This is a genomic window from Humidisolicoccus flavus, assembly GCF_045689595.1.
GTDB lineage: Bacteria > Actinomycetota > Actinomycetes > Actinomycetales > Microbacteriaceae > Humidisolicoccus > Humidisolicoccus flavus.
In genome coordinates, this window is the sequence record NZ_CP142724.1 from 188,798 (window position 1) to 212,176 (window position 23,379).

19 protein-coding genes and 1 pseudogene are annotated in these 23,379 nt (G+C 62.9%); 10 read left to right on the forward strand and 10 right to left on the reverse strand.

Annotated elements, in window-relative coordinates; translation table 11 throughout:
• Window positions 1–20: 20 nt before the first annotated feature.
• Entirely contained in the window at window positions 21–851 is an 831-nt protein-coding gene (locus U2H20_RS00890; RefSeq protein WP_430592648.1) for a siderophore-interacting protein, read from the forward strand.
• Window positions 852–861: 10 nt separating this feature from the next.
• Here U2H20_RS00890 and U2H20_RS00895 read toward each other — a convergent pair whose 3' ends face one another.
• From U2H20_RS00895 to U2H20_RS00905, 3 genes are read right to left on the reverse strand one after another with little or no spacing between them, the layout of a single operon-like run.
• Entirely contained in the window at window positions 862–2,259 is a 1,398-nt protein-coding gene (locus U2H20_RS00895; RefSeq protein WP_430592649.1) for an aldehyde dehydrogenase family protein, read from the reverse strand.
• A complete protein-coding gene (locus U2H20_RS00900) occupies window positions 2,256–3,392 on the reverse strand; it encodes a GNAT family N-acetyltransferase (RefSeq protein WP_430592650.1) in 1,137 nt (378 codons plus the stop codon). The genes U2H20_RS00895 and U2H20_RS00900 overlap by 4 nt, the downstream gene beginning before the upstream one ends.
• Window positions 3,393–3,439: 47 nt before the next feature.
• Window positions 3,440–4,525 carry a GNAT family N-acetyltransferase gene (locus U2H20_RS00905; protein WP_430592651.1) on the reverse strand — a complete coding sequence of 362 codons (1,086 nt, stop codon included), beginning with the start codon at window positions 4,523–4,525 and terminating at the stop codon, window positions 3,440–3,442.
• Window positions 4,526–4,722: 197 nt separating this feature from the next.
• Here U2H20_RS00905 and smc point away from each other — a divergent pair, with 197 nt between their 5' ends.
• Window positions 4,723–8,193: a chromosome segregation protein SMC gene (gene smc / locus U2H20_RS00910; protein WP_430592652.1), complete on the forward strand. Its 3,471-nt coding sequence runs from the start codon at window positions 4,723–4,725 to the stop codon at window positions 8,191–8,193.
• A gap of 405 nt (window positions 8,194–8,598) precedes the next feature.
• On the opposite strand, the pseudogene U2H20_RS00915 reads toward smc, so the two are convergent.
• Window positions 8,599–9,576, reverse strand: a pseudogene (locus tag U2H20_RS00915) (TerC family protein); the annotation flags it as partial.
• A gap of 192 nt (window positions 9,577–9,768) precedes the next feature.
• Here U2H20_RS00915 and ftsY point away from each other — a divergent pair.
• Window positions 9,769–10,638 (forward strand): signal recognition particle-docking protein FtsY, encoded by an 870-nt coding sequence (gene ftsY / locus U2H20_RS00920; RefSeq protein WP_430592653.1) that lies wholly within the window; start codon window positions 9,769–9,771, stop codon window positions 10,636–10,638.
• Window positions 10,639–10,701: 63 nt separating this feature from the next.
• Here the strand turns inward: ftsY and U2H20_RS00925 are convergent, their stop codons facing one another.
• A complete protein-coding gene (locus tag U2H20_RS00925) occupies window positions 10,702–11,949 on the reverse strand; it encodes an AMP-binding protein (RefSeq protein ID WP_430592654.1) in 1,248 nt (415 codons plus the stop codon).
• Between the two features lie 176 nt (window positions 11,950–12,125).
• Here U2H20_RS00925 and ffh point away from each other — a divergent pair, with 176 nt between their 5' ends.
• Complete coding sequence (ffh, locus tag U2H20_RS00930) at window positions 12,126–13,673, forward strand: signal recognition particle protein (RefSeq protein WP_430592655.1); 1,548 nt, start codon at window positions 12,126–12,128, stop codon at window positions 13,671–13,673.
• Window positions 13,674–13,835: 162 nt separating this feature from the next.
• Here the strand turns inward: ffh and aztD are convergent, their stop codons facing one another.
• The 4 genes from aztD to aztB form a co-directional block, all read right to left on the reverse strand.
• Window positions 13,836–15,116 (reverse strand): zinc metallochaperone AztD, encoded by a 1,281-nt coding sequence (aztD, locus tag U2H20_RS00935; RefSeq protein ID WP_430592656.1) that lies wholly within the window; start codon window positions 15,114–15,116, stop codon window positions 13,836–13,838.
• Window positions 15,117–15,206: 90 nt separating this feature from the next.
• Complete coding sequence (gene aztC / locus U2H20_RS00940) at window positions 15,207–16,115, reverse strand: zinc ABC transporter substrate-binding protein AztC (RefSeq protein WP_430592657.1); 909 nt, start codon at window positions 16,113–16,115, stop codon at window positions 15,207–15,209.
• Entirely contained in the window at window positions 16,112–17,386 is a 1,275-nt protein-coding gene (locus tag U2H20_RS00945; protein ID WP_430592658.1) for a hypothetical protein, read from the reverse strand. Before U2H20_RS00945 ends, aztC begins: the two co-directional genes overlap by 4 nt.
• Window positions 17,383–18,321, reverse strand: a complete 939-nt coding sequence (gene aztB / locus U2H20_RS00950) for a zinc ABC transporter permease AztB (RefSeq protein WP_430592659.1) — start codon at window positions 18,319–18,321, stop codon at window positions 17,383–17,385. Before aztB ends, U2H20_RS00945 begins: the two co-directional genes overlap by 4 nt.
• A gap of 49 nt (window positions 18,322–18,370) precedes the next feature.
• Here aztB and U2H20_RS00955 point away from each other — a divergent pair, with 49 nt between their 5' ends.
• Together U2H20_RS00955 and U2H20_RS00960 are read left to right on the forward strand one after the other, a co-directional pair.
• Entirely contained in the window at window positions 18,371–19,054 is a 684-nt protein-coding gene (locus U2H20_RS00955; RefSeq protein ID WP_430592660.1) for an ATP-binding cassette domain-containing protein, read from the forward strand.
• Between the two features lie 29 nt (window positions 19,055–19,083).
• The gene (locus U2H20_RS00960) at window positions 19,084–19,896 is read left to right on the forward strand and encodes an LLM class F420-dependent oxidoreductase (RefSeq protein WP_430592661.1); all 813 of its coding nucleotides are present in this window, start codon (window positions 19,084–19,086) and stop codon (window positions 19,894–19,896) included.
• Between the two features lie 89 nt (window positions 19,897–19,985).
• Here the strand turns inward: U2H20_RS00960 and U2H20_RS00965 are convergent, their stop codons facing one another.
• A complete protein-coding gene (locus tag U2H20_RS00965; RefSeq protein ID WP_430592662.1) occupies window positions 19,986–21,101 on the reverse strand; it encodes a carboxylate-amine ligase in 1,116 nt (371 codons plus the stop codon).
• Window positions 21,102–21,335: 234 nt separating this feature from the next.
• On the opposite strand from U2H20_RS00965, the gene rpsP reads away from it, so the two are divergent.
• The 4 genes from rpsP to trmD are packed head-to-tail and all read left to right on the forward strand — an operon-like array spanning window position 21,336 to window position 23,285.
• Window positions 21,336–21,779, forward strand: a complete 444-nt coding sequence (gene rpsP, locus U2H20_RS00970) for a 30S ribosomal protein S16 (protein ID WP_430592663.1) — start codon at window positions 21,336–21,338, stop codon at window positions 21,777–21,779.
• Between the two features lie 3 nt (window positions 21,780–21,782).
• Complete coding sequence (locus U2H20_RS00975) at window positions 21,783–22,019, forward strand: RNA-binding protein (protein ID WP_430592664.1); 237 nt, start codon at window positions 21,783–21,785, stop codon at window positions 22,017–22,019.
• Window positions 22,012–22,569: a ribosome maturation factor RimM gene (gene rimM / locus U2H20_RS00980; RefSeq protein ID WP_430593555.1), complete on the forward strand. Its 558-nt coding sequence runs from the start codon at window positions 22,012–22,014 to the stop codon at window positions 22,567–22,569. Before U2H20_RS00975 ends, rimM begins: the two co-directional genes overlap by 8 nt.
• A 2-nt stretch (window positions 22,570–22,571) precedes the next feature.
• Complete coding sequence (gene trmD, locus U2H20_RS00985) at window positions 22,572–23,285, forward strand: tRNA (guanosine(37)-N1)-methyltransferase TrmD (protein ID WP_430592665.1); 714 nt, start codon at window positions 22,572–22,574, stop codon at window positions 23,283–23,285.
• Window positions 23,286–23,379: the final 94 nt, after the last annotated feature.

Sequence of the window (23,379 nt, forward strand, 5' to 3'; positions counted from 1 at the left end):
CTCGCGGTTAGGCTCGTACGGTGAGCGAATCAAAAGAACCGAAAGTGAAGAAGCCCGTGCGATCGCAGGCAATTCTGCAGGTCGTCCGCACCGAGTGGGTGAGCGAGCACCTCATCCGAGTGGTCGCTGGGGGCCCGGGGTTCGAGCACTTCAACGACAACGAGTTTTCCGACAAGTACGTCAAGGTGTTGATTCCGCCGCTCGGTTCGACGCTTCGCCCGCCCTACGATCTTGCAGAGATTCGTGCGGAGCAGCCCGAGCAGTTGCCCGCGCGGCGCACGTACACCGTCCGTTGGGTCGACCAGGCGCAGCAGCAGATCGCGATCGACTTCGTCGTACATGGCACCGAGGGTGTTGCCGGCCCATGGGCGGCCGGAGCAAAACCGGGCGATGAGCTCGTGGTCACGGGCGCTGGCGGCGGGTACCTGCCGAGTGCCGAATCCGATTGGCATTTGCTCGTGGGCGACGATTCCGCGATACCGGCGATTGCCTCCTCGCTGGAGTCGATGCCGTCAGAGGCGAAGGGCGTCGCGATCATTGCGGTCTCCGGTGAGGGCGACAAAGTCTCGGTGACCGCGCCCGCAGGTATCGAGGTTCGCTGGGTCTTCCATGAGGGCATTCCCGCCGATGCACTGCCTGGTGAGCTGAACGCTCTGGAATGGTTGCCGGGCACCCCGCAGGTGTTCGCACACGGTGAGCGCGAGAGCATCAAGCAGGTGCGCAAGATCTTCGCCGAGCGCGGGGTCGAAAAGCGCAATCTGTCGATTTCCGCGTATTGGGCGCGCGGTCGTATCGAAGACGCATTCCAGGCCGAGAAGCGTGAACCGATCGGCCAGATCGAAACGTCGTGAATCGCTCGAGTTAGGGCGAAACGATCTTCCGGAGCAGCCGCTCACGGTCCGCCGAGAATGGCGGGTAGAGCAGGCGGAGCGTGTCCGGGAAGGTCGACTTCTTCACAATCGGCCGGTAGTGGCTGAACGCCTTGAAGGAGTTCTTGCCGCGCGATGAGCCATAGCCGCTTTCGCCAATGCCGCCGAAGGGCAGATCCGCGATCTGCATGTGCGCGAGCGCGAAGTTGACGCACACGGAGCCGCTCTGCGTCGCCGCCACGACTGTCTCGGTCACTGAGTCATCAGCCGTGTAGATCGACATGGTCAATGGCGTGGGGTGCAAATTGATCGTCTCGATGGCTGAAGCGACGGAGTCGACTTCGATGACGGGCAGGATCGGTCCGAAGATCTCTTCCTGCATGACTGGATCGCTCGCGGAGACATTGCTCAGCACCGTCGGGCTGATGAAGAGGTCCTCCTTGTCGGACTGGCCGCCGAGCACGAGCGATGCGTTCTCGAGGAGCGCTGACAGGCGGTCGAAATGGCGCTCGTTCACGATTCGCCCGAAGTCGTCGCTCCGCTGCGCGTCGGAGCCGAACATCGACTCGATCGCGAGGGCGAGTTCGTCGTGGAACTCGCCCGCAACTTCGGCGTCGACCACAACGTAGTCGGGAGCGATGCAGGTTTGCCCGGCGTTGACGAATTTGGCCCAGGCTATCCGTCGTGCGGCCACCCGCACGTTCGCGCTCCGGTGGATGTAGTTCGGTGATTTCCCACCCAACTCGAGCACGGTCGGCGTGAGATGCTGTGCAGCGGCCGAGGCGATTTTGCGGCCCACGACGCCATTGCCGGTGTAGAAGATGAGGTCGAATTGCAGCTCGAGCAACGCTCGCGCCGTCTCTGCATCGCCTTCGACGACGGTGACGAGTTTCGGGTCGAGGTACTGCGGGATCAATGTCGCAAGCGCTGCGCTGGTCGCCGGCGCGAGTTCGCTCGGCTTCACGATCGCGGAGCATCCTGCTGCGATTGCGCCGATCAGCGGTGACAGTGTGAGGAGCACCGGATAGTTCCACGGCGACATGATGAGCGAAACGCCTCGTGGTTCCGGTTGAATGCTCGCGCTCGCGGGAAGGAGCGCAGCTGTGACCGATTGCCGCTTCGGCGCGGCCCAGTACCGCAGCCGGCTGGCCGCGTGCTCTGCTTCGCTGATCACTCCGCCGAGTTCTGTGACGGTCGCTTCAATCGCGCTCTTGCCGAGATCGCTCGCGAGTGTGGCCTCGAATACCGAGGTGTTCTCTCGCATCATTCGCTGAAGCGCTTCAAGCTGTCGACGTCGATACCCGAGCGGAGGAGTACCGCCGATCGAACGCCAGTGGCGGAGCGAAGCGAGCGCTTCGGCGACCTGCGATGGTGTGGCCTCGTTCGTCATTCGGTGTCTCCTTCGTGCTGGCGTGTGGTGGGAGATGGAAAGCGGTACTGCCAGACGCCCTCATCGTCGACGGGCTTGAACCCGAGTTTCGCGTTGACCGCGAGCATCGGCGCGTTTTCAGCAGCGTTGTACGTCGTGACGGCAGGATGCCCCGGTGCGCGCTGTTCGAGCGCGGCGAGGTTTGCCGCCTTCACAAGGAAACCGAGTCGGTGGCCCCGGTGTTCCTGCAGCACCAGCGTGTCCTCCTGCGCGACGGTGCGGTCGAGTTCTTCCGGGATGACCAGCTCGGAGAACGCGACGAGATGATTGCTCGCTCGATGCCGCGCCGCTGAAATCAGCAAACGGCGACCGCCTCGCAGGATTCCCTGCTCCGCATCTGCGATTCGAGCCTCGTCCCAGGGATCCTCATCGATTGCGATTCCACCGTTCGGTGCGTCGGACGACATGCGTTGCTTGAGTACCGCGAGTTCAGCGCGGACCGATTCCGGGCTCGGTGCTTCCCAGGTTTCGATGTCGTAGTCGGTCGCGTGTGACGAATGCTGCTCGACGGTCGTCGCATCGATTGTGTTCGGCAGCGCGAGTGAACTGCGCACGACCACCTGTTCGAGCGCGAATCCCCGGTGGTGAAAGAACTGCGCGGGCGCGGTCGCGGCGATGCGACCCTGCCCGTTCGACGCGACGAAGAGTTCGGGCGGAACGTCCCCCCGGTGTTGCGATCCCGTCGTTGACGAGTGTTCGAGCGGGGGAGAGGTGGTGTGCGTGCCGACCGTCTCTACACCCTGCTGCGCCGCGTAGTCCAAGACAGCCTGCAGGAGTGCCGAACCGATTCCCTGACGTCGAACCGCGGGGAGCACCTCGATGCTCGTCCAAGCATTGCTGGGTGATTCGACCCGAGCGGTCCAATACGCTGCGCGCGCCACATACTCGCCATCGATTTTCACGACGAACCCGACGCTCGTGTCACCCGGCTGGCTCCACGAGGCGAACATCTCTGCCGCCGAGTACGTGTCGCTTCCGTCAGGAATGCGCTCGTTCGCAACCGCGTTCCGCACCGCGATCATCCCGAGAAAATCCTGCACGTGTTCGTTCCCGGTCTCCTCAAGCGAGGAGGGAAGGGTGAGCTGAATGAGCAAGAAATTCTCCATCGGTTGGGCCAAACAACGCTGCAGTATTCGCGTGATTACTGCAGTCGTCGCTGCCAGGCACCTTCGTACCCGATCGCCTCGAAGCCGAGTGCTTCGTTGACGCGCAGCATCGGCCTGTTCTCCTCAGCATTCCACGTCAATACCTGCGAGCACTCGGGCGCGAGGGTTCGAAGCGCGAGCAGGTTGGCTGTTTTGACGAGCAATCCAAGTCTCGCACCACGGTGGTCCGCATGAACGAGAGTGTCGTGTTGGTAGCTCGGGCGGGTGCGAAGCTCTGGGATCACGATGGTGGAGAACGCGACGATGTCGCCCGTTTGCGTATCGATCGCGACTGAGCGCAGCGGGAGGCGGCCCCCTGCGATCTGTGCATTTTCGTAGCGTTCGACTCGGGCGGGATCCCACTCCTCTTCGTCGAATTCGAGGCCGGCACTCGGCGCATCGGTCACCATGCGCGCGTGCAAGGCGGCGAGGCCGGCAAGATGTTCGCTCGGAGTCGACCCTGACCAGGTCTGCACTGCATATCTGGGAGACGATGCCGCGATGGCCTCGGCAAGGTGCGCCTCGAGCGAGGGCTCGGCGGTCACAGGGTTGAGCGACGACATCCGTTCGATCTGCTCGAGCGCGAAACCGTGCTTCTGCAGAAACGCGACTTCAGGGTTCGACGCGGGAATGCTGCCGAATCCGGTTGGTGATTCCAGTTGCTCGCCAGAGCCCGCGGCGTGATCGACCCAAGCCTGCAGCAACGTGCGGTGCTCGGAGCGGACGATCGTTTCGATGGCGGTGGCAAGTGCTGTTGCGACACCTCGTCGGCGATGCTCGGGGAGCACGCTCACCTCTACGGACGCCGCGGAAGTTTGTTCCGTGATGCCGAGTGTGACCACGGCACCGCCGACCACCTGGTCACCGTCGAGTGCGGCGATGAGGAGGAGTTTTTCATCGTGCTGATTGCTCCATGTCGCGAAGGCTTCCTGGTGGGTGAACTCGTGCGTGCGATCACCGTTCCAGAATGCTGTCGTGCAGGCGTTTCTCATGTCGATGAATGCTCGCCAGAGCAGGGTGTCAGGGTCTGTAGCTTCTGGAGCTTTCGGTCCGCGGAGGACGGCTACGGTGATCGCGCTCATGGGGTGGCTTTCAATAGCAGAGGGGGCTTGGGCTGCAGTGTGCAGGCCGTGTCAAGCGCTGCTCGGGCGCGAACAGCCTTGCAGACTACAGTCTTCACACGAGCGCACGCAATAATGCCCGGATTTTCGGTGGTGAGCCGCTACCGTTAGCAGTACCTGCGCAGGCAGGACCGCCAGAGTAGACCCGGAAGACGCCTATGTATCTGAAGACCCTCACGATCAAGGGATTCAAATCGTTCGCGCATGCAACGACCTTTCAATTCGAACCGGGTGTGACCTGCGTTGTCGGACCGAACGGTTCCGGCAAGTCGAACGTCGTCGATGCGCTTGCATGGGTGATGGGGGAGCAGGGCGCGAAAACGCTTCGCGGCGGCAAAATGGAAGACGTCATCTTCGCGGGCACAGCGACGACAGGTCCGCTGGGTCGCGCGCAAGTCGAACTCACGATCGACAACAGCGATGGAGCGCTGCCGATCGAGTACGCCGAAGTGTCGATCCGTCGCACCCTGTTCCGAAATGGCGGGAGCGAGTACGCGATCAACGGCGAGACCGCTCGGCTTCTCGACGTGCAGGAACTCCTCAGCGACTCCGGTCTCGGACGAGAGATGCATGTCATCGTCGGTCAAGGGCAACTCGATGGTGTGCTCCAGGCGACTCCGAGCGACCGGCGCGGGTATATCGAAGAGGCAGCGGGCATCTTGAAGCACCGCCGGCGCAAGGAGAAGACGCTCCGGAAGCTCGATGCCATGCAGGCGAATCTCACGCGCCTCTCAGACCTCGCAGGTGAAATCCGGCGCCAGCTGAAACCTCTGGGACAGCAGGCCGAGATCGCGAAGGAAGCGCAGTCGATCCAGTCCGAAGTCCGCGACGCGAAGGCGCGTCTCTTCGCGGCTGAGGTCGTGCAGCTCCGCGCGCATTTGGCGAACGCTGCTCGAAATGAGTCGGAGCGGAAATCGCAGCGCATCGTCCTGCAAGAACAACTCGATCAGGCGGCGCTTCGTGCCACCCGCATCGAGGAGTCGATGGTGGGCGATGAGGTCGATCGCGCGAGGCGCATCAGCAACGCGCTCGAACGTGAACAAGCACGGCTGCAGGCGCTCTCGAACCTCGCCACGCAGCGCGTCGGTTTGCTGGCAGACGACGATGTTCCCGTCGGTACTGAGCGTCTCATCACGCAGGCGATGGTGGACGAGGCAGAAGCCGCCGCGCATGCCTTCGCTGAACAACTCGATACCGCACAGCAGGGCGTCGTCGCGGCCGGTGAGGCGGTGCGAGCAGCACGCTCCGTGCTCGATTCGCTCGACGAGGAGATTCAGGCGCAAAGCGCACTCGTGTCGAAACACGACCTCGAGGCGGCCGCGCATCGTTCAAAGGTTGATGTTGCGCGGTCAACGCTGACCGCGCTGGAACGAGAACTCGAACGCCGCGAAGCAGCCGTCGAGCACGCCTCAGTGCGTTTGCGCGAAGCGGAAGAGGCGGCGCAGCTCTTGGGCGAGGAAACGGAGTCAGAGGGTTCTGACGCGCTCTCGCAGCAGTACCACGATGCCGACGCGGCTGTTGCCTCATTGAGTGGGGTCGTGGAGCGGGCGCGCGATGCAGTACACGAGTTCGAGCGTGAACGAGGAGCACTCTCGGCAAAAGTGAGCGCCTTCGGGGCCGCACTCGCGAACTCGAATGCTTCGGGCGACATCGTCGACGCAAACCTGGACGGAGTCGATGGCCTCGTCGCAGACCACGTCACTGTTCGTCCTGGGTACGAACGCTCGATTGCCGCGGCACTCGGCACGCTCGGTGAGGCGGTGCTCGCTTCGGCGCGCGCAGCTGCGGTTGCAGCGGTTGAGCACGCTCATCAGCACAGCCTCGGTCGTGTCGATGTCGTCATTGCAGCGGCAGCTCCCGCGGGAACCGCGATTGCAGCGCCGGCCGGTGCGGTGCGTGCCACCGACGTCGTCGATGCTCCCGACGGAATTCTCGGAATCCTCAGCCAAACGCTCATCGTCGATTCTCTTTCTACGGCGATCACTGTTCGTGAGGCGCTCTCGGCGGATGCGAGTTCCACGGCCGTGATCGTCACGAAAAACGGCGACATCATGACCGAGTACCTGCTCACCGGTGGCGAGAGTGATTCACAGAGCCGCCTCGAACTGCTCGCCGAGCGCGATGCGGCCGCCGTCCGGCTCAGCGAGGTCGAAGGCGAACTCACACGAGCAGCAACCGAACTCGAGCGGGCGCGCAGCGACCACGATGCCGCGAAATCGCGTTCGACGGCCGCGCTCGAAACGTTGCGCGCTCACGACGCGGCGAGTGCACAGCGAGGCGAGGAACGAAGCCGAATTCGCACACGTCTCGAGTCTGCGGTCGCTGAACATGAGCGTTCGATTCAGGCGCTCGCGGAAGCGAAATCCAATGTCGACCGAGCTCGGGGGACGGTCGACGCGGCGGAGCGTGCGCTCGCCGACTTCGGGGCGAAGCCTCGACCGATGCTCGACGCCTCACAGCGTGATCAATTGGTCGCCGACCTCGACTCCGCTCGGGCTGCCGAAACCGAGCAGCGGATCGACCTTGAAACCGCACGCGAGCGGATTCGTCTCGAGCGCGAGCGCGCGGCTTCTCTGGCCCGCGAACTGGCTGCGCAGCATGTGCTTGCCGAGCAGCAAGCGAAACGAGCGGCCCTGCGCCGACGACAGCGGGAGGCCGCGGAGAGCGTCGCGGAAGCGCTCCCGGCGGTGCTCGATGCGCTCCGAATCTCTGTCGATGAAGCCCGCGTCTCGCTCGCGGAAAAAGAAGTTGCACGTCGTGCGAACAGCGAGCAGCTCGGAAAGCTGCGTCGCGAGGAGGGTTCGCTCCGGGATCGACTGCACGAGCTCACCGAGGGTGTGCACGTGTTGGAGATGGAGAGCTACGAGAAGAAGCTGCACCTGTCTGGTCTGCTCGAGCGCGCGGGCGCCGAGCTGGGGCTCGACGAGCAGGTCTTGATCGCAGAGTACTCACCGGATGAAGAATTCGATCGTGCTGCGCAGCAACAGCGATTGACGGCTGCGGAGCGGAAGATGGCGCGCCTCGGTCGCGTGAATCCGCTCGCTCTCGAGGAGTTCGCAGCGCTCGAACAGCGGCACAAGTTCTTGACCGAGCAGCTGCAGGATCTCGTGAACACTCGAAAAGATCTCGAACAGATCATCGCGGACCTCGATGAGCGGATGCGAGACATCTTCGCCGACGCCTTCGAAGACACGAAGGCGGCATTCGCCGAGGTCTTCCCGGTGCTCTTCCCGGGCGGTTCGGGAAGTCTCGCACTGACCGACCCGGAGAACCTTCTCGAAACGGGCGTGGAGGTTGCCGTTCGACCAGCGGGAAAGAAGATCGACCGTCTCTCGCTGCTCTCTGGCGGGGAACGCTCGCTGGCCGCGGTGGCGCTGATGGTTGCAATCTTCCGGGCCCGCCCCAGCCCGTTCTACATCATGGACGAAGTCGAGGCGGCGCTCGATGATGCGAACCTCGGCCGGCTCCTCACCATCTTCGAACAGTTGCGTGAGTCGAGTCAGCTCATCGTGATCACGCACCAGAAGCGGACCATGGAAATCGCAGATGCCCTGTACGGGGTCTCCATGCGCCGCGATGGTGTCTCCGCCGTGGTCGGCCAGCGCACGCGCCGCGTGGAGCCGGTCTAACCGCCGCACCACGAAGACGTGCAACGCCTGAGGAAGCCTGTGCGCCCGTAATCCGAAGCCAAAAAGAAAGCCCCGTGGGAACGCTGCAGCGTTCCCGCGGGGCTTCTCTTTGTCGGTCTAGCCGAGGTTGCCGTTGCCGGTTTCGCGATCACGGACGACACGCTCAGCTTCTTCGCGTGCCACCTCACCGATCTCTTCACCGTTCTCGATCTGCTCGCGGATGACCTTGCGCAGCAGTTCGTTGTCGAAGCTCTCGACAGGAGCGCGTTCGCCCTGCGCGTCGATCACGACGGCGTCGCCAGCGTGACCGCGTTCAACGCGCACGGGGCGGACGAAGGTGTTTCCGAGCTGATCGACGATGTGGTACTTGCCGTCGTCGCCGAGTTCGGCGCCAGCAGGGCCGTACTTGAGTTCTTCGCGGGTCGCACGCAGCTTCACGAGCGAGGCGACGGTCGCGACGATCATCGCGGAGACGATCACGATGAGCGACGTCCACGTGGAGATCTCGGGAGCCCACAGGATCGGTTCGCCGCCGTTGATGAACGGGAGCTCGTTGACGTGCATGGCGTGGAAGACGAGCTTCACACCGATGAACGCGAGGATGAACGCGATGCCGTAGTGGAGGTAGACGAGCTTGTCGAGCAGGCCTCCGAGGAGGAAGTACAGCTGGCGAAGTCCCATGAGCGCGAAGAGGTTTGCCGCGAACACGAGGAACGGGTTCTGCGTGATTCCGAAGATCGCGGGGATCGAGTCGATCGCGAACAGGAGGTCTGTCGTACCGATGGCGATGAACACCATGAGCATCGGGGTCCAGAACTTCTTGCCGTTGATGACGGTGCGAATCTTGCCGCCGTCGTAGTGGTCGGAGATCGCGATGCGCTTCTTCAAGAAGCGAACGAAGGCGTTGTCCTGACCTTCACTGTCGTGATCGCCGGGAAACGCCTGCTTTGCAGCCGTGTAGATCAGCCAGGCGCCGAAGATGTAGAAGATCCAGGAGAAGTTCTCGATGACGGCTGCGCCGACGAGGATGAAGGCACCGCGCAGGATGAGGGCGATGATGATGCCGACCATGAGCACGCGTTGCTGCTGCTCACGGGGGACCGCGAAGCTCGTCATGATGATGACGAACACGAAGAGGTTGTCGATCGAGAGCGAATATTCGGTCAACCAACCGGCGATGAACTCCCCGGCGTGTTGCGAGTCGCCGATCAAGAACAGGCACAGCGCGAAGATCAGGGCGAGGGTGACATAAAAGCCAACCCAGAGCGCTGATTCCTTCATGGAAGGAACATGCGGACGCCAAATGATGAGGCAGAGGTCGGCAATGAGAATCAGCAGCAGCAGCGACAGCGAACCGACTTCAAACCAAAGAGGGATTTCCATAAATGGGAGGCTTTCTCGTCAACGATGAATGGTTGGCGAACGTCTCTCCCACAGTGCACGTGTGACTGTGCAATGCCGCCGCGACCGGGGCCCAAATTGTGGTCTGGGCACCGTGATGACGATCGCGACGTTTCGGGATACTCCCCTTCGTCTGGGAAAGCATACTGTGCCAAAGGCTCCTAACATGGACGTATGGCAGAGAAGTGGTCGATTCAAAGCGCGCTCCGAGGAATGTTCCAGCGGGAGACCATCACCGAAGACACTTGGGACGACCTCGAGACGGCGCTCATCACGGCCGATTTCGGTCCCGACATTACCGATCAGCTCCTTGAGGCGCTGCGAGCCGACGTCGATCGTTACCGCACGGATGACCCGAAGGATCTGAAGCGAATGCTTCGCGAACGCCTTGAAGAGCGCTTCGCACAGTACGATCCGACGCTCTCGCTGAAGGAGCGCCCCGCGGTGATCCTGGTCGTCGGCGTGAACGGCGTCGGAAAGACGACGACCATCGGAAAATTCGCCTACTTCCTCGCCAACCATGGACAGAGCGTCGTGGTCGGTGCCGCGGACACCTTCCGTGCTGCGGCAGTCGATCAGCTTGCGACCTGGGCCGAGCGAGCGGGAGCGAAGATCGTCAGGCCTCTCTCGCACGGGCAGGACCCGGCCTCGGTCGCGTTCCAGACCGTGCAGACTGCAAAAGACCAGCAGATCGCGATGTGCGTGATCGACACTGCAGGCCGTTTGCAAACCAAGGGCGGGCTCATGGACGAGCTCGGCAAGATCCGGCGTGTTGTCGAAAAGCAGTCGCCGATCGCTGAGGTGCTGCTCGTGCTCGATGCAACCACAGGCCAGAACGGAGTTTCGCAGGCGCAAGCCTTCATTGAGCACGCGGGCGTCACGGGGCTCGTCATCACGAAACTCGACGGCAGTGCGAAGGGTGGCTTCGTGCTTGCGGTGCAGGAGAAAACGGGTATCCCGATCAAGCTGATCGGGCAGGGTGAAGGAATCAACGACCTCACCGGGTTCACTCCGCACGTGTTCGTGCAGCAACTGGTCGGCTAGGGCGCAAAGCCCGACGAATCCTTCGGCACCAACGCCAGAGCTCGGGGCGCGATGCCCATGAACTCAGGAGTTCGTGTGCAGCGTTTCAGGTCGATCGAGCACGGTGCCCGCATCGTTGTAGTGACCGGTGATGTAGAGCCGACCGTCTTCCCAGCGACCGCGATCGTCGGTGATAACGGAGGTGCCGAGCGCGCGAATCCAGATGCGACCTTCACCATCGGCTCGACCCCGATTTCCGACGATGCCGACATCGACGCCCGGGAGGGGCACCCCGACGGTGCCGGGGAACTTCGCGAGGAGTTCTGGAACAGCCACCGCGACAGTCCCGGTCTCAGCGGTGCCGTAGCAGTTCACGATGACCTTGCCCCAGGCGTTTTCGACTCGCCCCGCGAGTTCCGTGGACAGTGATTCCGAACCGCAGACGATGCGGCGCAGCGGGGGAGCGCTCTCGCCGGTGCGCTCGAGGTGCTCGACGAGTTTCTCGAATTGCTGCGGGAGTCCACTCGCGACCGTCGCGCCGGCGGAGCGCATGAGCGAAAGTCGGTCCTCGGCGCTCAGGTGCGGCGCAGAAATCAGTGTTGCTCCCGTCAGGAGCGACGCTGCGAACAACTGCAATCCATGCCCATGATGCAGGGGAGTGAATCCGATCACCGTGTCGCTCACTGCGATGCCGATCGAACGGTGCAGCCCGGCGAGTTGCATGAGTGACTTCACTGAGAGCGTCCGGCGCACATGCGGCGTCGGCGTTCCCGTCATCGCGCTCGTGAGCAGGATGAGGCGTCCTCGGCGTGCAGAGCGGCCGAGACCCGATCCCTCGCAGTGAGAAATGTCGAAGACCTCTTTTGCGGAGAGCGAGGGACCGTGATGCCACTGCGGCTTTTCACCGTCGTAAATGACGAGCGCGGTGCTCGGCACGATTCCGATGAGATCCTCTGGCATGTACGCACGGGGATTCAGCGGCATGCAGTCGAGTCCGAGTCGTCCGGCGGCGATGATGCTGATCGGCAGTGCTGCGCCCTCAGCGGCGACGACGATCAGTTGCTTCGGGCCCGCGAGCTTGCCGAGGTAGATGCCGAGTGCGAGTGCCTCCGCACGATTCCAGAGTTCCTTGTACGACCAGTGCACCGGGCGGTTGTCTGAATCACCCTGTCTGGCAGCGTCCGAATCGGAGAGCGAGGGGGCGATGTACGCCGTGCGATCTCCGAACCGTTTCGCGGCTGCTCGCGCGAGTGCGGTCAACGTCACGCCGTGCCGTGAGACAGATTTTGAGAGCGAACGAACGGTGCTCGGTGCGATGGTGAACAGTGTCATCGATGCCTTTCGAGGCCTCGTGCTTCGGCCGTGGAGCAAGCGGTCGGGGTCGCTCCTAGTATTCCAGCCCTGACGCCGCTGCACCATGCGGCACTGTCACTCGACGGAATCCGGGGAACCTCTTATGTGCTCGCACTCAACCGCGGCAGTGCGCTGCAAGTAGACTCTGTTCCACAATGGCTGTTTTTGGATCCCTCTCTGAGCGTCTTACTGAGTCCCTTGCGAAGCTTCGCAACAAGGGAAAGCTTTCGGCATCTGATGTCGACGGCACCGTCCGCGAAATTCGTCGCGCCCTCCTCGAGGCCGACGTCGCACTTGACGTCGTCAAGCAGTTCACGGCGACCGTCCGTGAACGCGCTCTCGGCGCCGATGTCCTGCAGGCGCTGAACCCTGCCCAGCAGGTCGTCAAGATCGTCAATGACGAACTCGTGGCGATTCTCGGTGGTGAGCAACGTCGCATCGAGTTCGCGAAGCAACCTCCGACGGTCATCATGCTCGCGGGTTTGCAGGGTGCGGGAAAGACCACCCTCGCAGGCAAGCTCGGCAAGTGGCTCGTCGAACAAAAGCACACGCCGCTCCTCGTTGCAGCCGACCTGCAGCGCCCGAACGCGGTGAATCAGTTGCAGGTGGTCGGTGAGCAGGCCGGCGTTCCCGTGTACGCGCCGCAGCCCGGTAACGGCGTCGGTGACCCGGTTCGCGTTGCGAAAGATGCAGTCGCGTTCGCACGCCAGCGCCAGCACGACGTGGTCATCATCGACACGGCTGGTCGACTGGGTGTCGACGCGGAGCTCATGAAGCAGGCCTCGAACATTCGCAAGGCGACGTCGCCCGACGAGGTCCTGTTCGTGATCGACTCCATGATCGGTCAAGACGCCGTCGCAACGGCCAAGGCGTTCCAAGAAGGCGTCGACTTCACCGGTGTCGTCCTGACGAAGCTCGACGGTGACGCCCGCGGTGGTGCCGCGCTCTCGATTCGCGGAGTGACGGGCAAGCCGATCATGTTCGCCTCGACCGGTGAAGGCCTCGGCGACTTCGAGCCGTTCCACCCTGACCGGATGGCGAGTCGGATCCTCGATCTCGGTGACATCCTCACGCTCATCGAGCAGGCGCAGAAAACCTTCAACGAAGAAGAGGCGCAGCGCGTTGCAGAAGCGATCGCGACCGACACGTTCACGCTCGAAGACTTCCTGAAGCAGATGCAGCAGGTCCGTAAGGCCGGCAACTTCAAGGCAATGCTCGGCATGCTCCCCGGCGGAAAGGGCATGCGCGAAGCGATCGATAACTTCGACGAGAGCGAGATGATTCGCACCGAGGCGATCATCCAGTCGATGACGCCTCGCGAACGCAAGCAGTCGAAGATCCTGAACGGCTCGCGACGCCTCCGTATTGCTCGTGGTGCAGGAGTGACGGTCACTGAGGTGAACCAGCTCGTACAGCGCTTCGAGCAGGCAGCGAAGATGATGAAGACCGTTGCAAAGGGCGGGATGCCCAACATTCCTGGCATGGGCCCAATGCCCGGCGCGCACGGCGGCAAGAAGAAGCAGCAGGTGAAGTCGAAGGCGAAGCGCGGCAAGCGGAATCCGACGCCCGTTCTCGAGGCGGAAGCATCGACTCCCGCAGCGGGGTCTGCCTTCGGCGCTGCACCTGGAGCCGGCGGCGGCAGTATGCAGGACATGTCGCCAGAACAGCAGGCAGCGCTCCGGCGAATGCTTGGCGGTCAGTAGTCCTCCGGGCGTCCTCAAGGACGAGCACTCCACGAACTCCACGAGAAGAGGGTGCGAGCGGAATTTCCGCTCGCACCCTCTTCTTCTTGTCTACCGTCAGCGGTGTTGCGCCGCAGCGATGGTGTCGATCACTGGAGTTGCAACGTCGATGACTGCTGACCGTTAGTGATCGTGCGCTGCAATCGTGTTGATTTCGTTCGGTGCCGCATCGAGCGAGGCCGATGCAAGGATCTCGCCGGTCTCAATGTCGACGGCGTGCACTGAGTTGTTTGCCGGCTCGGTGATGAAGGCCGTGCCATCGATCACGCTGATCGCTGGGTGCGCGTCCTGCCACTGTGCTGGTCCTTCCCATGCCGCAATGACGTCGAACGATTCCTGCAGCTCGCGGCTCTCAGCATCGAAGACGTGCAGCGCACCGTCGGTTCCGAGCACGAGGATCTCGCCGTCGGGTCCGCGGGCGACATCGCGCCAGGTGTACTCAATCCCTGCAGGAAGTTCCAAGACCTCGAGCGAGTTGGAGCGGGTGTCGACCGTGACGAGCTTGCTCAGCAGGTAACCCTCGGAGTCGGGGTCGCTGTTGTAGTCGCCGACGGCGATCGGGGAGTTGGCGCTGATGTACTGGTTTCCGGTACGGCCGTACTCGTCGGGGCTCTGGAGCTTCGTGAACGCGCCGTCGCTGAAGACCAGCACGCCGTCGCTGCATCCGAACAGCGCGGTCTCGTCACTCAGCGTGCCTTCGCCGTGCACGGAAGGGCACTCATCGCTGACGGCAAGCTCGGTCCCCGCGGTGTCGGTCAGTCGAACGCCCGAACGTGATTCAGAGTTTCCGACAGTCGAGAGTACGGTGCCGTCTTCGAGCTGAATCGCGACGCCGTGGTGCGCCTCGGGCGAGGTGACCGTCGTGGTTTCGGGCAGGTCGTTATCGATCTCGATCGCTTCGGCGAGGGAATCGGTCGGGAAGATCGTGATGTCACCCGTGCCGTCGTCGTAGAGCACCGTGGTGTCTGCGTGGTGGACGACGTGTCCGGGCGTCGTCGCTGCAAAGGTGAAGTCCGTGAGCTCTGGGTCGTGCAGGTGATCACCATGCGCTTCGCCAGTGTCGAGCACGCGGAATCCGCCCTCGGTGGAGACGAGCACGTAGCGACCGTCGCCGACCGGGTTGATTCGGTTGAATCCTTCGAGCGGAATGTCCGCACGAACTTCGAGTGTCTCCGCGTCGAGGACGTAGATTCCACCGTCATAGGTGAGGACGACGCTCTCGAGGCTCTCCGAGTGCTCGTGGTCGTGGTCGTGGTCCTCAGCGGAGCTCGTCTCGGGTGCGGTGCTCTCACCAGGACCCGATGTCGTCGCGCATCCCGCGAGGGTGAGGGCCGCGGTCCCTGCAAGGGCACCGAGAGCGAGCAGTCGGCGACGTGCTCGATGGGTGGTTTGGCGTGTGTTCATTGCTGCTTTCTTTCTTTGTGTGGGTACAGGTCTTGGGTGGAGGGGACGCCGATGTGGCGCAGACCGGAACATGCGCCTGCGCCGGCATCCTCATGACGAAGGTGCGAGCCCCTCGACGATCCGTTCGGTGTTGGTGCGCATCATCTCGAGGTAGGTCTCGGCGCCCTCGCCTGGAGCACTGAGCGACTCGGTGAACAGGGAGATGACCTCGACATTGATGGATGCTTCCTCGGCGAGCACCTGGGCGAGGCGGTCGGGTTGCGAAGAGTCAGCGAAAATCGCTGGCACCTGGTGAGCGGTGATTGCGTTGCTGAGGTCCTCGAGGTCGGCGGCGCTCGGCGAGGCGAGCGTCGTTCCACTCGGGATGATCGCTCCGACGACCTCGAACGAGAAGTGCGCTGCGAGATATCCGAAGACGTGGTGGTTCGTGACCAAAACCCGCTGTGCCTCCGGGATCGTCTCGAAGGCGTTCGCCATTTCGGAATCGAGCGCTGCGAGTTCCTCGGTGTAGTGCGTGACCGCCTGATTGAGCGCGGCTTCGTCGAGTCCCGGCACGTGCTGCTCGAGTGCTTCGGCGATTCCCTCGACCACGGCGATCATCTGACTCGGGTCGGTCCAGAAGTGCGGATCCGGGGAGCCGTGCTCGCCGTGGGTCATGACCTCGACCATCGAGCCTGCCTCGAACAGGGGAACTCCGTCCGAAGTGGCGGCATCGAGGTGACTGACGAGCCCTTCCTCCAACCCGAGTCCGTTCGACACGAGCAGGCTCGCTGAACGCATGAGCGCCGCGTCTTGCGCCGAGACGCCGAAGGAATGAGGGTCTGCGTTGGGTGGCATGAGAACGTGCACGTCGAGTTGATCTCCGACGAGTTCTTCGACGACGTCGCCGAGAATATTCGTGGTCACGACTACGCTCGCTGCTGGTGGAGCGCCGGTGGTGCACGCGGTGAGGCTCAGTCCGAGCATCACGAACGCCGCGAGGGCTGCCCGCCGCTTCACAGTCCGGCCACCATGAACTCGGAGTCCGCAGGGGTCTCGAAGGTGCGAGCGATTCGAGCGTCATCGCGGAAGTCGATCTCCCAGAGCTGCTGCTCGCTCGGCCCGAACAGGTACGCGCGATCGGCCGTGGCGATCAATTCGATCGAGGACGGGCGCGTTGCACTACTGTCCGCGAGCAGCGTTTCGGTGACGCCGACCGTTGCTCCTGTTTCGCCGTTCACAACAGCGAACTCATTGTCGACCGTCACTCCAATGACACTGTGTCGAGTGTCGTCCACGGCGAAGACTCGCGAGAACTGAAGTTCGGTGGGCACGAGCGTCCATGCTTCGGATCGCGACTGGAACAGCCACACGCCATCGGCGTTCGAAGCGGCGAGTGTCGGTCGTCCTGATCGACCCGCGAACGCGCCCGCGGGTTCGCTCGCCGAGTCCGGCATGGGCGTGAGTGAAGCGGAGGGAACCTTCTCGCTCGCGGCAACCGTGACGGCGCCTTCATCGCAGGAGAACACGACCCCGACCGGCGTCTGCGATGCGCTGGCAACATTCGTGCACGATTGCGCCAGGGTCTCGATCGGCGAGCCATCGAGCGCGAAGATTTCGATTGAGGCGTCCTCGGTCGAAGCCTGCACGAGGTGCTCGCCGAGCGGAACGGTGAGCTGCTCGCCGGGACTTTCTTCCAAGGTGGCAAGGACATCGGTCTCACCCTGGCCCAGTGCTTTCGCATCGAGCACGAGCGTTGCTCCGCCGCGGACTCCCACGACGACTGCGCGCTCGCTCGATGAGATCCACAGCCCATCCTCAGCGAGCGTTTCGACATCATCGACCGCGAGCGGGACCTCGACCGTGCGAGGTGTCGCGCGGTAGAAGTGCATGTGATCCTCGTGGTCGACACTCCAGCGACCTGAGTCATAGAGCTGGACCGCTCCCTCTGCGGTCAGGAACGCTGCGTAGCGCCGGTCACTGCTCCACTGCACGATCTCTGCATCTGCCTCGACCGTCTCTTCCTGTTCGCTGAGCAGGTCGAGCGAGGTGATCTCACCATTTTGCGCCAGGAACACCGCAGCAACCTGTGGCTCTGCAGCCTCGCTCGCACCCTCGACGTAGCCGTGGGGGGCTTCGCTGTGTGGTGCATCCGTTTCACCCGGGTCTGCCGAATTCGACGGGGCGCTCGTTGCGCATCCGACAAGGACGAGTCCCATCAGTGTCGCTGCCGTGGTGAGCTTGAGCCCGGTCGCGAGTGCAGTTGAGCGAGAGTGGTCGAGTGTGGTCATACGGTGTGTTCTTTCGTTCTTGAGGTTCGGAGGGAATCTGGAAGACGGGAGCCCGTGGGTGAGCCGGGAATCGCTACCGCTGACGGCTGGTCCTGGCCGTCGTGCCGACGAGAGTTCGTTCGTCGCTTGACGACTGCGTGGACGAGCGCGGAGACGATGTAACTCAGCACGGCTGTGCACGCGATCGCGGCACTTGCGGCGAGCCCCGAATACCAGGAGGCCACGAGGCCTGCGAGGACTGCCGCGCTCCCGAGAGCGAAGGCGAGCAGAATCGCAGTGCGGATGGTTCGCGTCCAGAAGGCCGCGGCCGCTGGGGGACCGAGGAGCAGCCCGACCACGAGCAGTGCGCCGACCGCTCGGTAGGCGCTCACGACGGCCACTGTGACGAGCAGGATCAGCACGATGTTGGCAAGGTTCGGGCGCAGCCCGAGCGTCGCTGCTTTGCGTTCATCGAAACTCACCGCGATGAAGCTCCGGGTGAAAACGAGTGCCGTGACTGCGACGACGACGAAACTGATCCCGAGCAGCACGATCTCCTCGGTGCGCACGGCAAGAATGTCTCCGAAGAGCACCGCGGTGATGTCGGTTGCGAAGCTCTGCGAACGGCTCACGATCAGCACTCCCAAGGAGAGCATTCCCACGAACACGAGACCGATCGCCGTGTCGTTCGAAAGGCGGCCGCGACGCGAGAGCCAGGTGATCCCGAGGCTCATGACTGTCGCGCTGGCTGCCGCCCCGATGATCGTGGGAATCCCGATCAAGCTCGCGAGCGCAACGCCGGGAAGGATCCCGTGCGAGAGCGCCTCACCGAGGAATGCCATACCGCGAATGACCACCCAGGTTCCGACGATTGCGCAGATCGCCGCGACGAGGAGTCCTCCGATGAGCGCACGTTGGAGAAACGCGGCGGAGAACATGTCGAGCAGTACGGGCATTGTGGAAACCTTGTTCGTAATGAAAACGATTATCAATTACGATAATTGTATGCACAGATCGATCGCAGCCATGACCATCTCCCACGCCTACGGGCGTGACGAGGTCCTCCGAAACGTTTCAATCGAGTTCCCCGCTGGCGCAGTAACCGCTCTCGTCGGGGCGAACGGTTCCGGAAAATCGACCCTGCTTTCCGTGCTCGCAGGTGTGCTGCAGCCTGATTCCGGCGTGGTCGAGCGTCGCGGCTTCGATGCGGCCCGAGGGCGTGCCGCCGGTCCCTTGGTCGCGTTCGTTCCGCAGCGCAGCAGAGTCACCGACGCGCTCCCGATCACCGTTGCCGAGGCGATCGCGCTCGGTCGCTGGGGTTCGCTGCCCTGGTATCGCAAGCTCGGGCCGAGGGACCACGAGATTGTGGAGGAGGAGATCCTCCGATTCGATCTCTCGAGTCTTCGGAAGAGGCGCCTCACCGAACTGTCCGGTGGACAGCGCCAGCGCGCCCTTGTCGCCCAAGGATTCGCGCAACGCGCGCCCATTCTTCTGCTCGATGAGCCGGGAGCCTCGGTCGACGGGGCCTCGCGCGACATCATCGACGAGGCGCTCGCGGGATCGGCGAGCGAGGGCGCCGTCGTGGTGCATGCGACGCACGATCCGGAGAGCGCGCGACGCTCGTCAACCGTGGTGACACTCGACCACGGTGCCGTCGTCAGTGCGGATCTCGCTTCGAAATCTCAGTGATCTCGCGCGGCACTGCGTAGGCTTGTGTCATGACGCGCAATTTTCCGGTACGAATCGGTGTCCAACTCGCCCCACAGCACGCAAGCTTCGCGACCCACATGGCAGCGGTGCAGGAAGTCGAACAACTCGGCGCCGACGCGGTGTTCAACTGGGACCACTTCTTTCCGCTGTCGGGGAACCCGGACGGCGCGCACTTCGAGGCGACGACGCAGCTGGCTGCTTGGGCGGCGGTGACCTCGACGATCGAGCTCGGTCCGCTCGTCTTTTGCAACTCCTACCGCAACCCAGACCTGCTCGCGGACATCGCTCGCACGCTCGATCATGCCTCCGATGGCCGCTTCATCTTCGGAATCGGGTCCGGATGGTTCGAGCGCGACTACGAGGAATACGGGTACACCTTCGGCACCGCCGGTGGTCGACTCAACAAGCTCGCTGCTGCGCTACCGCGCATTCGCGAACGCTGGACGAAGCTGAACCCCGCGCCCGTGCGCGACATCCCCATCCTGATCGGTGGGGCAGGCGAGAAGAAGACGCTGCGCCTGGTCGCAGAGCACGCCAACATCTGGCACTCCTTTGTCGGTCCCGATGTCTTGCCGCACAAGCTCGAAGTCCTGCAGGAGCACTGCGAGGCGGTCGGACGCAACCTCGACGAGATCGAATTCTCGAACGGGGCGAGCGTTCGCGCCGGAGCCGACGCGATCGGCGAGGAGCGCCTCGACGAATTGTTCGAACTCGGCACCACGTTCTTCACGATTCCATTGACGCCAGACGACCAGACCGGAGCATACGACTTCGCGCCCGTGAGAACCGCAATCGCTTGGCGTGACGCGAAGAACGCCTGAGCAACGAACGCGGGGTCGCCTGAAGGCGGGCTCGCGCTCGACAACGATGACCCCGACCGCGCCATGCGGCCGGGGTCATTGCGTGAGGTTCAGGCGCGGAAGATCTCGACGAGTGCCCGTGTGACCCCGCGAGAGCCGGATGCTGCGAAGGTCTGCAGCTGCTGCGCGGCACTTCCGCCGGAACGCAAAATGGACATGGCGGTCGCGAGCGCGGCGACTGCACCGATCGATTCCGCAATCGATTGCTCGCGGGCTCCAGCATGCTGCGCCTCGTGAACAATGCGCTCGATGTCGGCCCGCACCGAATTGGTCTCACCGTTCTCGTCGATGAGCAGCGTCGCATCAAGCCCGTATCGGGCGACTCGCCACTTGTTCTCGTTCAGCACCCATGAGGGCTGTTGCGCTGGAGTGAGCCCGGCATCGATCATTCGTGATGCGCGCTCTGCAATGCAGGCCGTGAGGCCGCAAATCGCAGCAAGATGCTCGATCGAGGGTGCGTTGTCGGCGATCCGTGATTCGATGGTGCCGAAATGCGCAGCAGGTCGCGTGTCCCAACGGAGTTCGTTGACACCGGTGATGACCCCGCTTCGAACCATCGCCTCGACGGTCGCCTCGTAGTCGGCCCAGTCTGCGAACCTCGGTGGAACTCCAGAGGCCGGGATCTGCTGAAACAACATGGAGCGCTCGGAAGCGTAACCGCCGTGCTCACCCTCCCAGAACGGGCTGGAGGCAGAGAGCGCCAAAATCGCGGGGGAGCTGTTGGTCAGTGCGCTCAGCATCGGAATGACTTTGTCTTTCGACTCGACGCCCACGTGCGTGTGTACGCCGAAGATGACGAGTCGCTCGCCCCACCAGCCGCTTCGTGCCGCGAGCGACTGGTAGCGCTCCTGATCGCAGACCGTTTGTTCCCGCCAACGCGAAAAAGGGTGCGTGCCGCTTGCGATGATCGCGATGCCGAGCTCATCGGCGGCGGCCAGGGCGAGATCACGAAGCACCCGGATTTCGTCGATCGCCTGGTCGACGCCTGCGCAGACTCCTGTCACGAGTTCGATCGTGTTGGTCAGGAACTCGCCCTTGATATTCGGGTGATCGATTCGAGCAATGAGTTCCGCAGCGCGTGGCACCAGTTCGAGCGTCTCCGGGTCGACCAGTGCGAGTTCCCACTCGATACCGATGCTGGAGCGCTCCGAGCGGCTAAATTCCATGGCAAAAGCGTAGAGCAGGGATGCCCTCGACGCGCCGATTGCGCGCAGCGTGAAGAATTCGGACACGAAAAGCACGGACGTGGTGCACGAGTGAGTAAATATCTGCCACAATAGAACGTCGAGTTCTGCCCTTCCCTCCCTCTCTTGGGTCGGCGCGGAATCAACCGAGCTTTTCCGTCGAACGTTTCCCCGCGAACGACGAGGTTCACACCAATACATGAATGCAGGAGAACTGTGGCAGTCAAGATCCGCCTGAAGCGCTTTGGAAAGATCCGTGCGCCGTATTACCGAATCGTCGTAGCTGACTCGCGCACCAAGCGCGACGGCCGCGTCATCGAAGAAATTGGCAAGTACCACCCGACCGAGAACCCCTCGTTCATCGAGGTTGAGTCCGAGCGTGCACAGTACTGGCTCAGTGTTGGCGCACAGCCAACCGAGCAGGTTCGTGCAATCCTCAAGCTCACGGGTGACTGGGGAATCTTCAAGGGCGACAAAGATGCAAAGAGCACCGTTCAGGTGCGCGAGCCGAAGGTCGCATTCGTCGCTGACGAAAAGAAGAAGCCAGTGCTCAAGCCGAAGGCTGAGAAGCCGGCTCCAGCGGCTGAAGAAGCACCAGAAGCACCAGAAGCACCAGAAGCTGCAGAGGCATCCGCCGACGCTGCAGCCGACAAGGAGTAACCAATGCTTGCAGCAGCTCTCGAACATCTCGTGAAGGGGATCGTTGATCACCCTGATGAGGTTCTCGTTGCTGCACGCAACTCTCCTCGTGGCGAGGTCCTCGAGGTGCGCGTGCATCCCGAGGACCTCGGCCGCGTGATCGGCCGATCCGGCCGAACCGCGAAGGCACTCCGCACGCTCGTGAGTGCCCTCGCAGACGGGCGCCGCGTCCGCGTCGACGTGGTGGACACCGATCTCTAGGCCAGCCAAGCCCGAGCGCACGCAGTTGCGAGTGGGCAGGCTGACCAAAGCGCACGGACTCAAGGGAGCTCTCAAAGTCGAGCTCTACACCGACGAGCCCGAGCGGCGTTTCGTTCCCGGAGCAACCTTTGCCTTGCAGGTTCCCGACCACTCGAAGTGGCACGGAAAGCGTGTGACGCTCAAGGAACTGCGGAACTACAACGGGCATCCCGTTGCCTTCTTCGCTGATGTTGACTCTCGTGAAGAAGCAGAAACTCTGATCAAGGCCGTGCTGTGGATCGAACAGGATCCGACGGAACTCCCCGCAGAGCCCGATGCCTGGTACAACCACCAACTTGCCGGGCTCGAAGTCGAACGCGACGGTGAAGTCATCGGCCGCGTTATTCGCGTCGAGAACATGCCCGCTCAGGACCTCCTGGTCGTCAGCGTTGGTGAGCGAGAAGTGCTGATCCCGTTCGTCTCGGCAATCGTGCCGAAGGTCGATGTCACCGCAGGGCGGATCACGATCACGCCGCCGATCGGTCTCATCGAGGATGAAACCGCCGAATAATCGTGCGCCTCGACATCATCTCGATTTTCCCTGAGTACTTTCAGGTGCTCGACATCTCTCTGCTCGGCAAGGCCAAGAGTTCTGGCCTGCTCCAGCTCGGTGTCCACGACCTTCGCGAATACGCGCATGATCGCCATCACACCACCGATGACACTCCGTACGGCGGTGGCGCTGGGATGGTCATGAAGCCGGAACCCTGGGGCGAAGCCTTTGATGCGCTGCTCGACACCGAGAACCCGCCTCTCGTGATCTTCCCAACGCCAGCGGGCGTTCCGTTCACACAGGCGCTCGCACGAGAGTTGGCGCAGCACCCCCACCTCGTATTCGCCTGCGGCCGCTATGAGGGGATCGATGCTCGCGTTCCCGAGCATGTTTCCGGCCGAGCGAACGTGCTCGAGATCAGTCTCGGCGACTACGTGCTGAACGGCGGAGAAGTCGCAGTGCTTGCGATGATCGAGGCGATCACTCGGCTCGTCCCGGGCATGGTTGGGAACCCGGAGAGCCTCGTCGAGGAAAGCCACGAAGATGGCCTGCTCGAGTATCCGAGTTACACGAAGCCGCCGGTGTGGCGTGGTCTTCCGGTACCCGAGGTGCTCATGAGCGGTCACCACGCGAAGATTGCGTCCTGGCGACATGAACAACGAGTCGAGCGCACCCGCCGGGTCCGACCCGACCTGCTTGATTCAAGCGACGGCACTGGCGAGTCCTCCGACTAAGTCGCTCACACTGTCCATTCCGGGCATCGATTCGTTCCAGTCCAAGCCTCCAGCGAACACTTCTCGCCACGGTCGTCGCCAGCCTTTACCCTGA

Excerpts from the sequence above, each read along its gene's own strand:
- U2H20_RS00955 (WP_430592660.1), top strand. The coding sequence starts at position 18,371 with ATGCACAGATCGATCGCAGCCATGACCATCTCCCACGCCTACGGGCGT.
- U2H20_RS00965 (WP_430592662.1), bottom strand. The coding sequence starts at position 21,101 with ATGGAATTTAGCCGCTCGGAGCGCTCCAGCATCGGTATCGAGTGGGAA.
- U2H20_RS00975 (WP_430592664.1), top strand. The coding sequence starts at position 21,783 with ATGCTTGCAGCAGCTCTCGAACATCTCGTGAAGGGGATCGTTGATCAC.
- smc (WP_430592652.1), top strand. The coding sequence starts at position 4,723 with ATGTATCTGAAGACCCTCACGATCAAGGGATTCAAATCGTTCGCGCAT.
- U2H20_RS00945 (WP_430592658.1), bottom strand. The coding sequence starts at position 17,386 with ATGACCACACTCGACCACTCTCGCTCAACTGCACTCGCGACCGGGCTC.
- ffh (WP_430592655.1), top strand. The coding sequence starts at position 12,126 with ATGGCTGTTTTTGGATCCCTCTCTGAGCGTCTTACTGAGTCCCTTGCG.
- U2H20_RS00905 (WP_430592651.1), bottom strand. The coding sequence starts at position 4,525 with ATGAGCGCGATCACCGTAGCCGTCCTCCGCGGACCGAAAGCTCCAGAA.
- aztB (WP_430592659.1), bottom strand. The coding sequence starts at position 18,321 with ATGCCCGTACTGCTCGACATGTTCTCCGCCGCGTTTCTCCAACGTGCG.
- U2H20_RS00960 (WP_430592661.1), top strand. The coding sequence starts at position 19,084 with ATGACGCGCAATTTTCCGGTACGAATCGGTGTCCAACTCGCCCCACAG.
- U2H20_RS00925 (WP_430592654.1), bottom strand. The coding sequence starts at position 11,949 with ATGACACTGTTCACCATCGCACCGAGCACCGTTCGTTCGCTCTCAAAA.
- U2H20_RS00895 (WP_430592649.1), bottom strand. The coding sequence starts at position 2,259 with ATGACGAACGAGGCCACACCATCGCAGGTCGCCGAAGCGCTCGCTTCG.
- ftsY (WP_430592653.1), top strand. The coding sequence starts at position 9,769 with ATGGCAGAGAAGTGGTCGATTCAAAGCGCGCTCCGAGGAATGTTCCAG.
- aztD (WP_430592656.1), bottom strand. The coding sequence starts at position 15,116 with ATGAACACACGCCAAACCACCCATCGAGCACGTCGCCGACTGCTCGCT.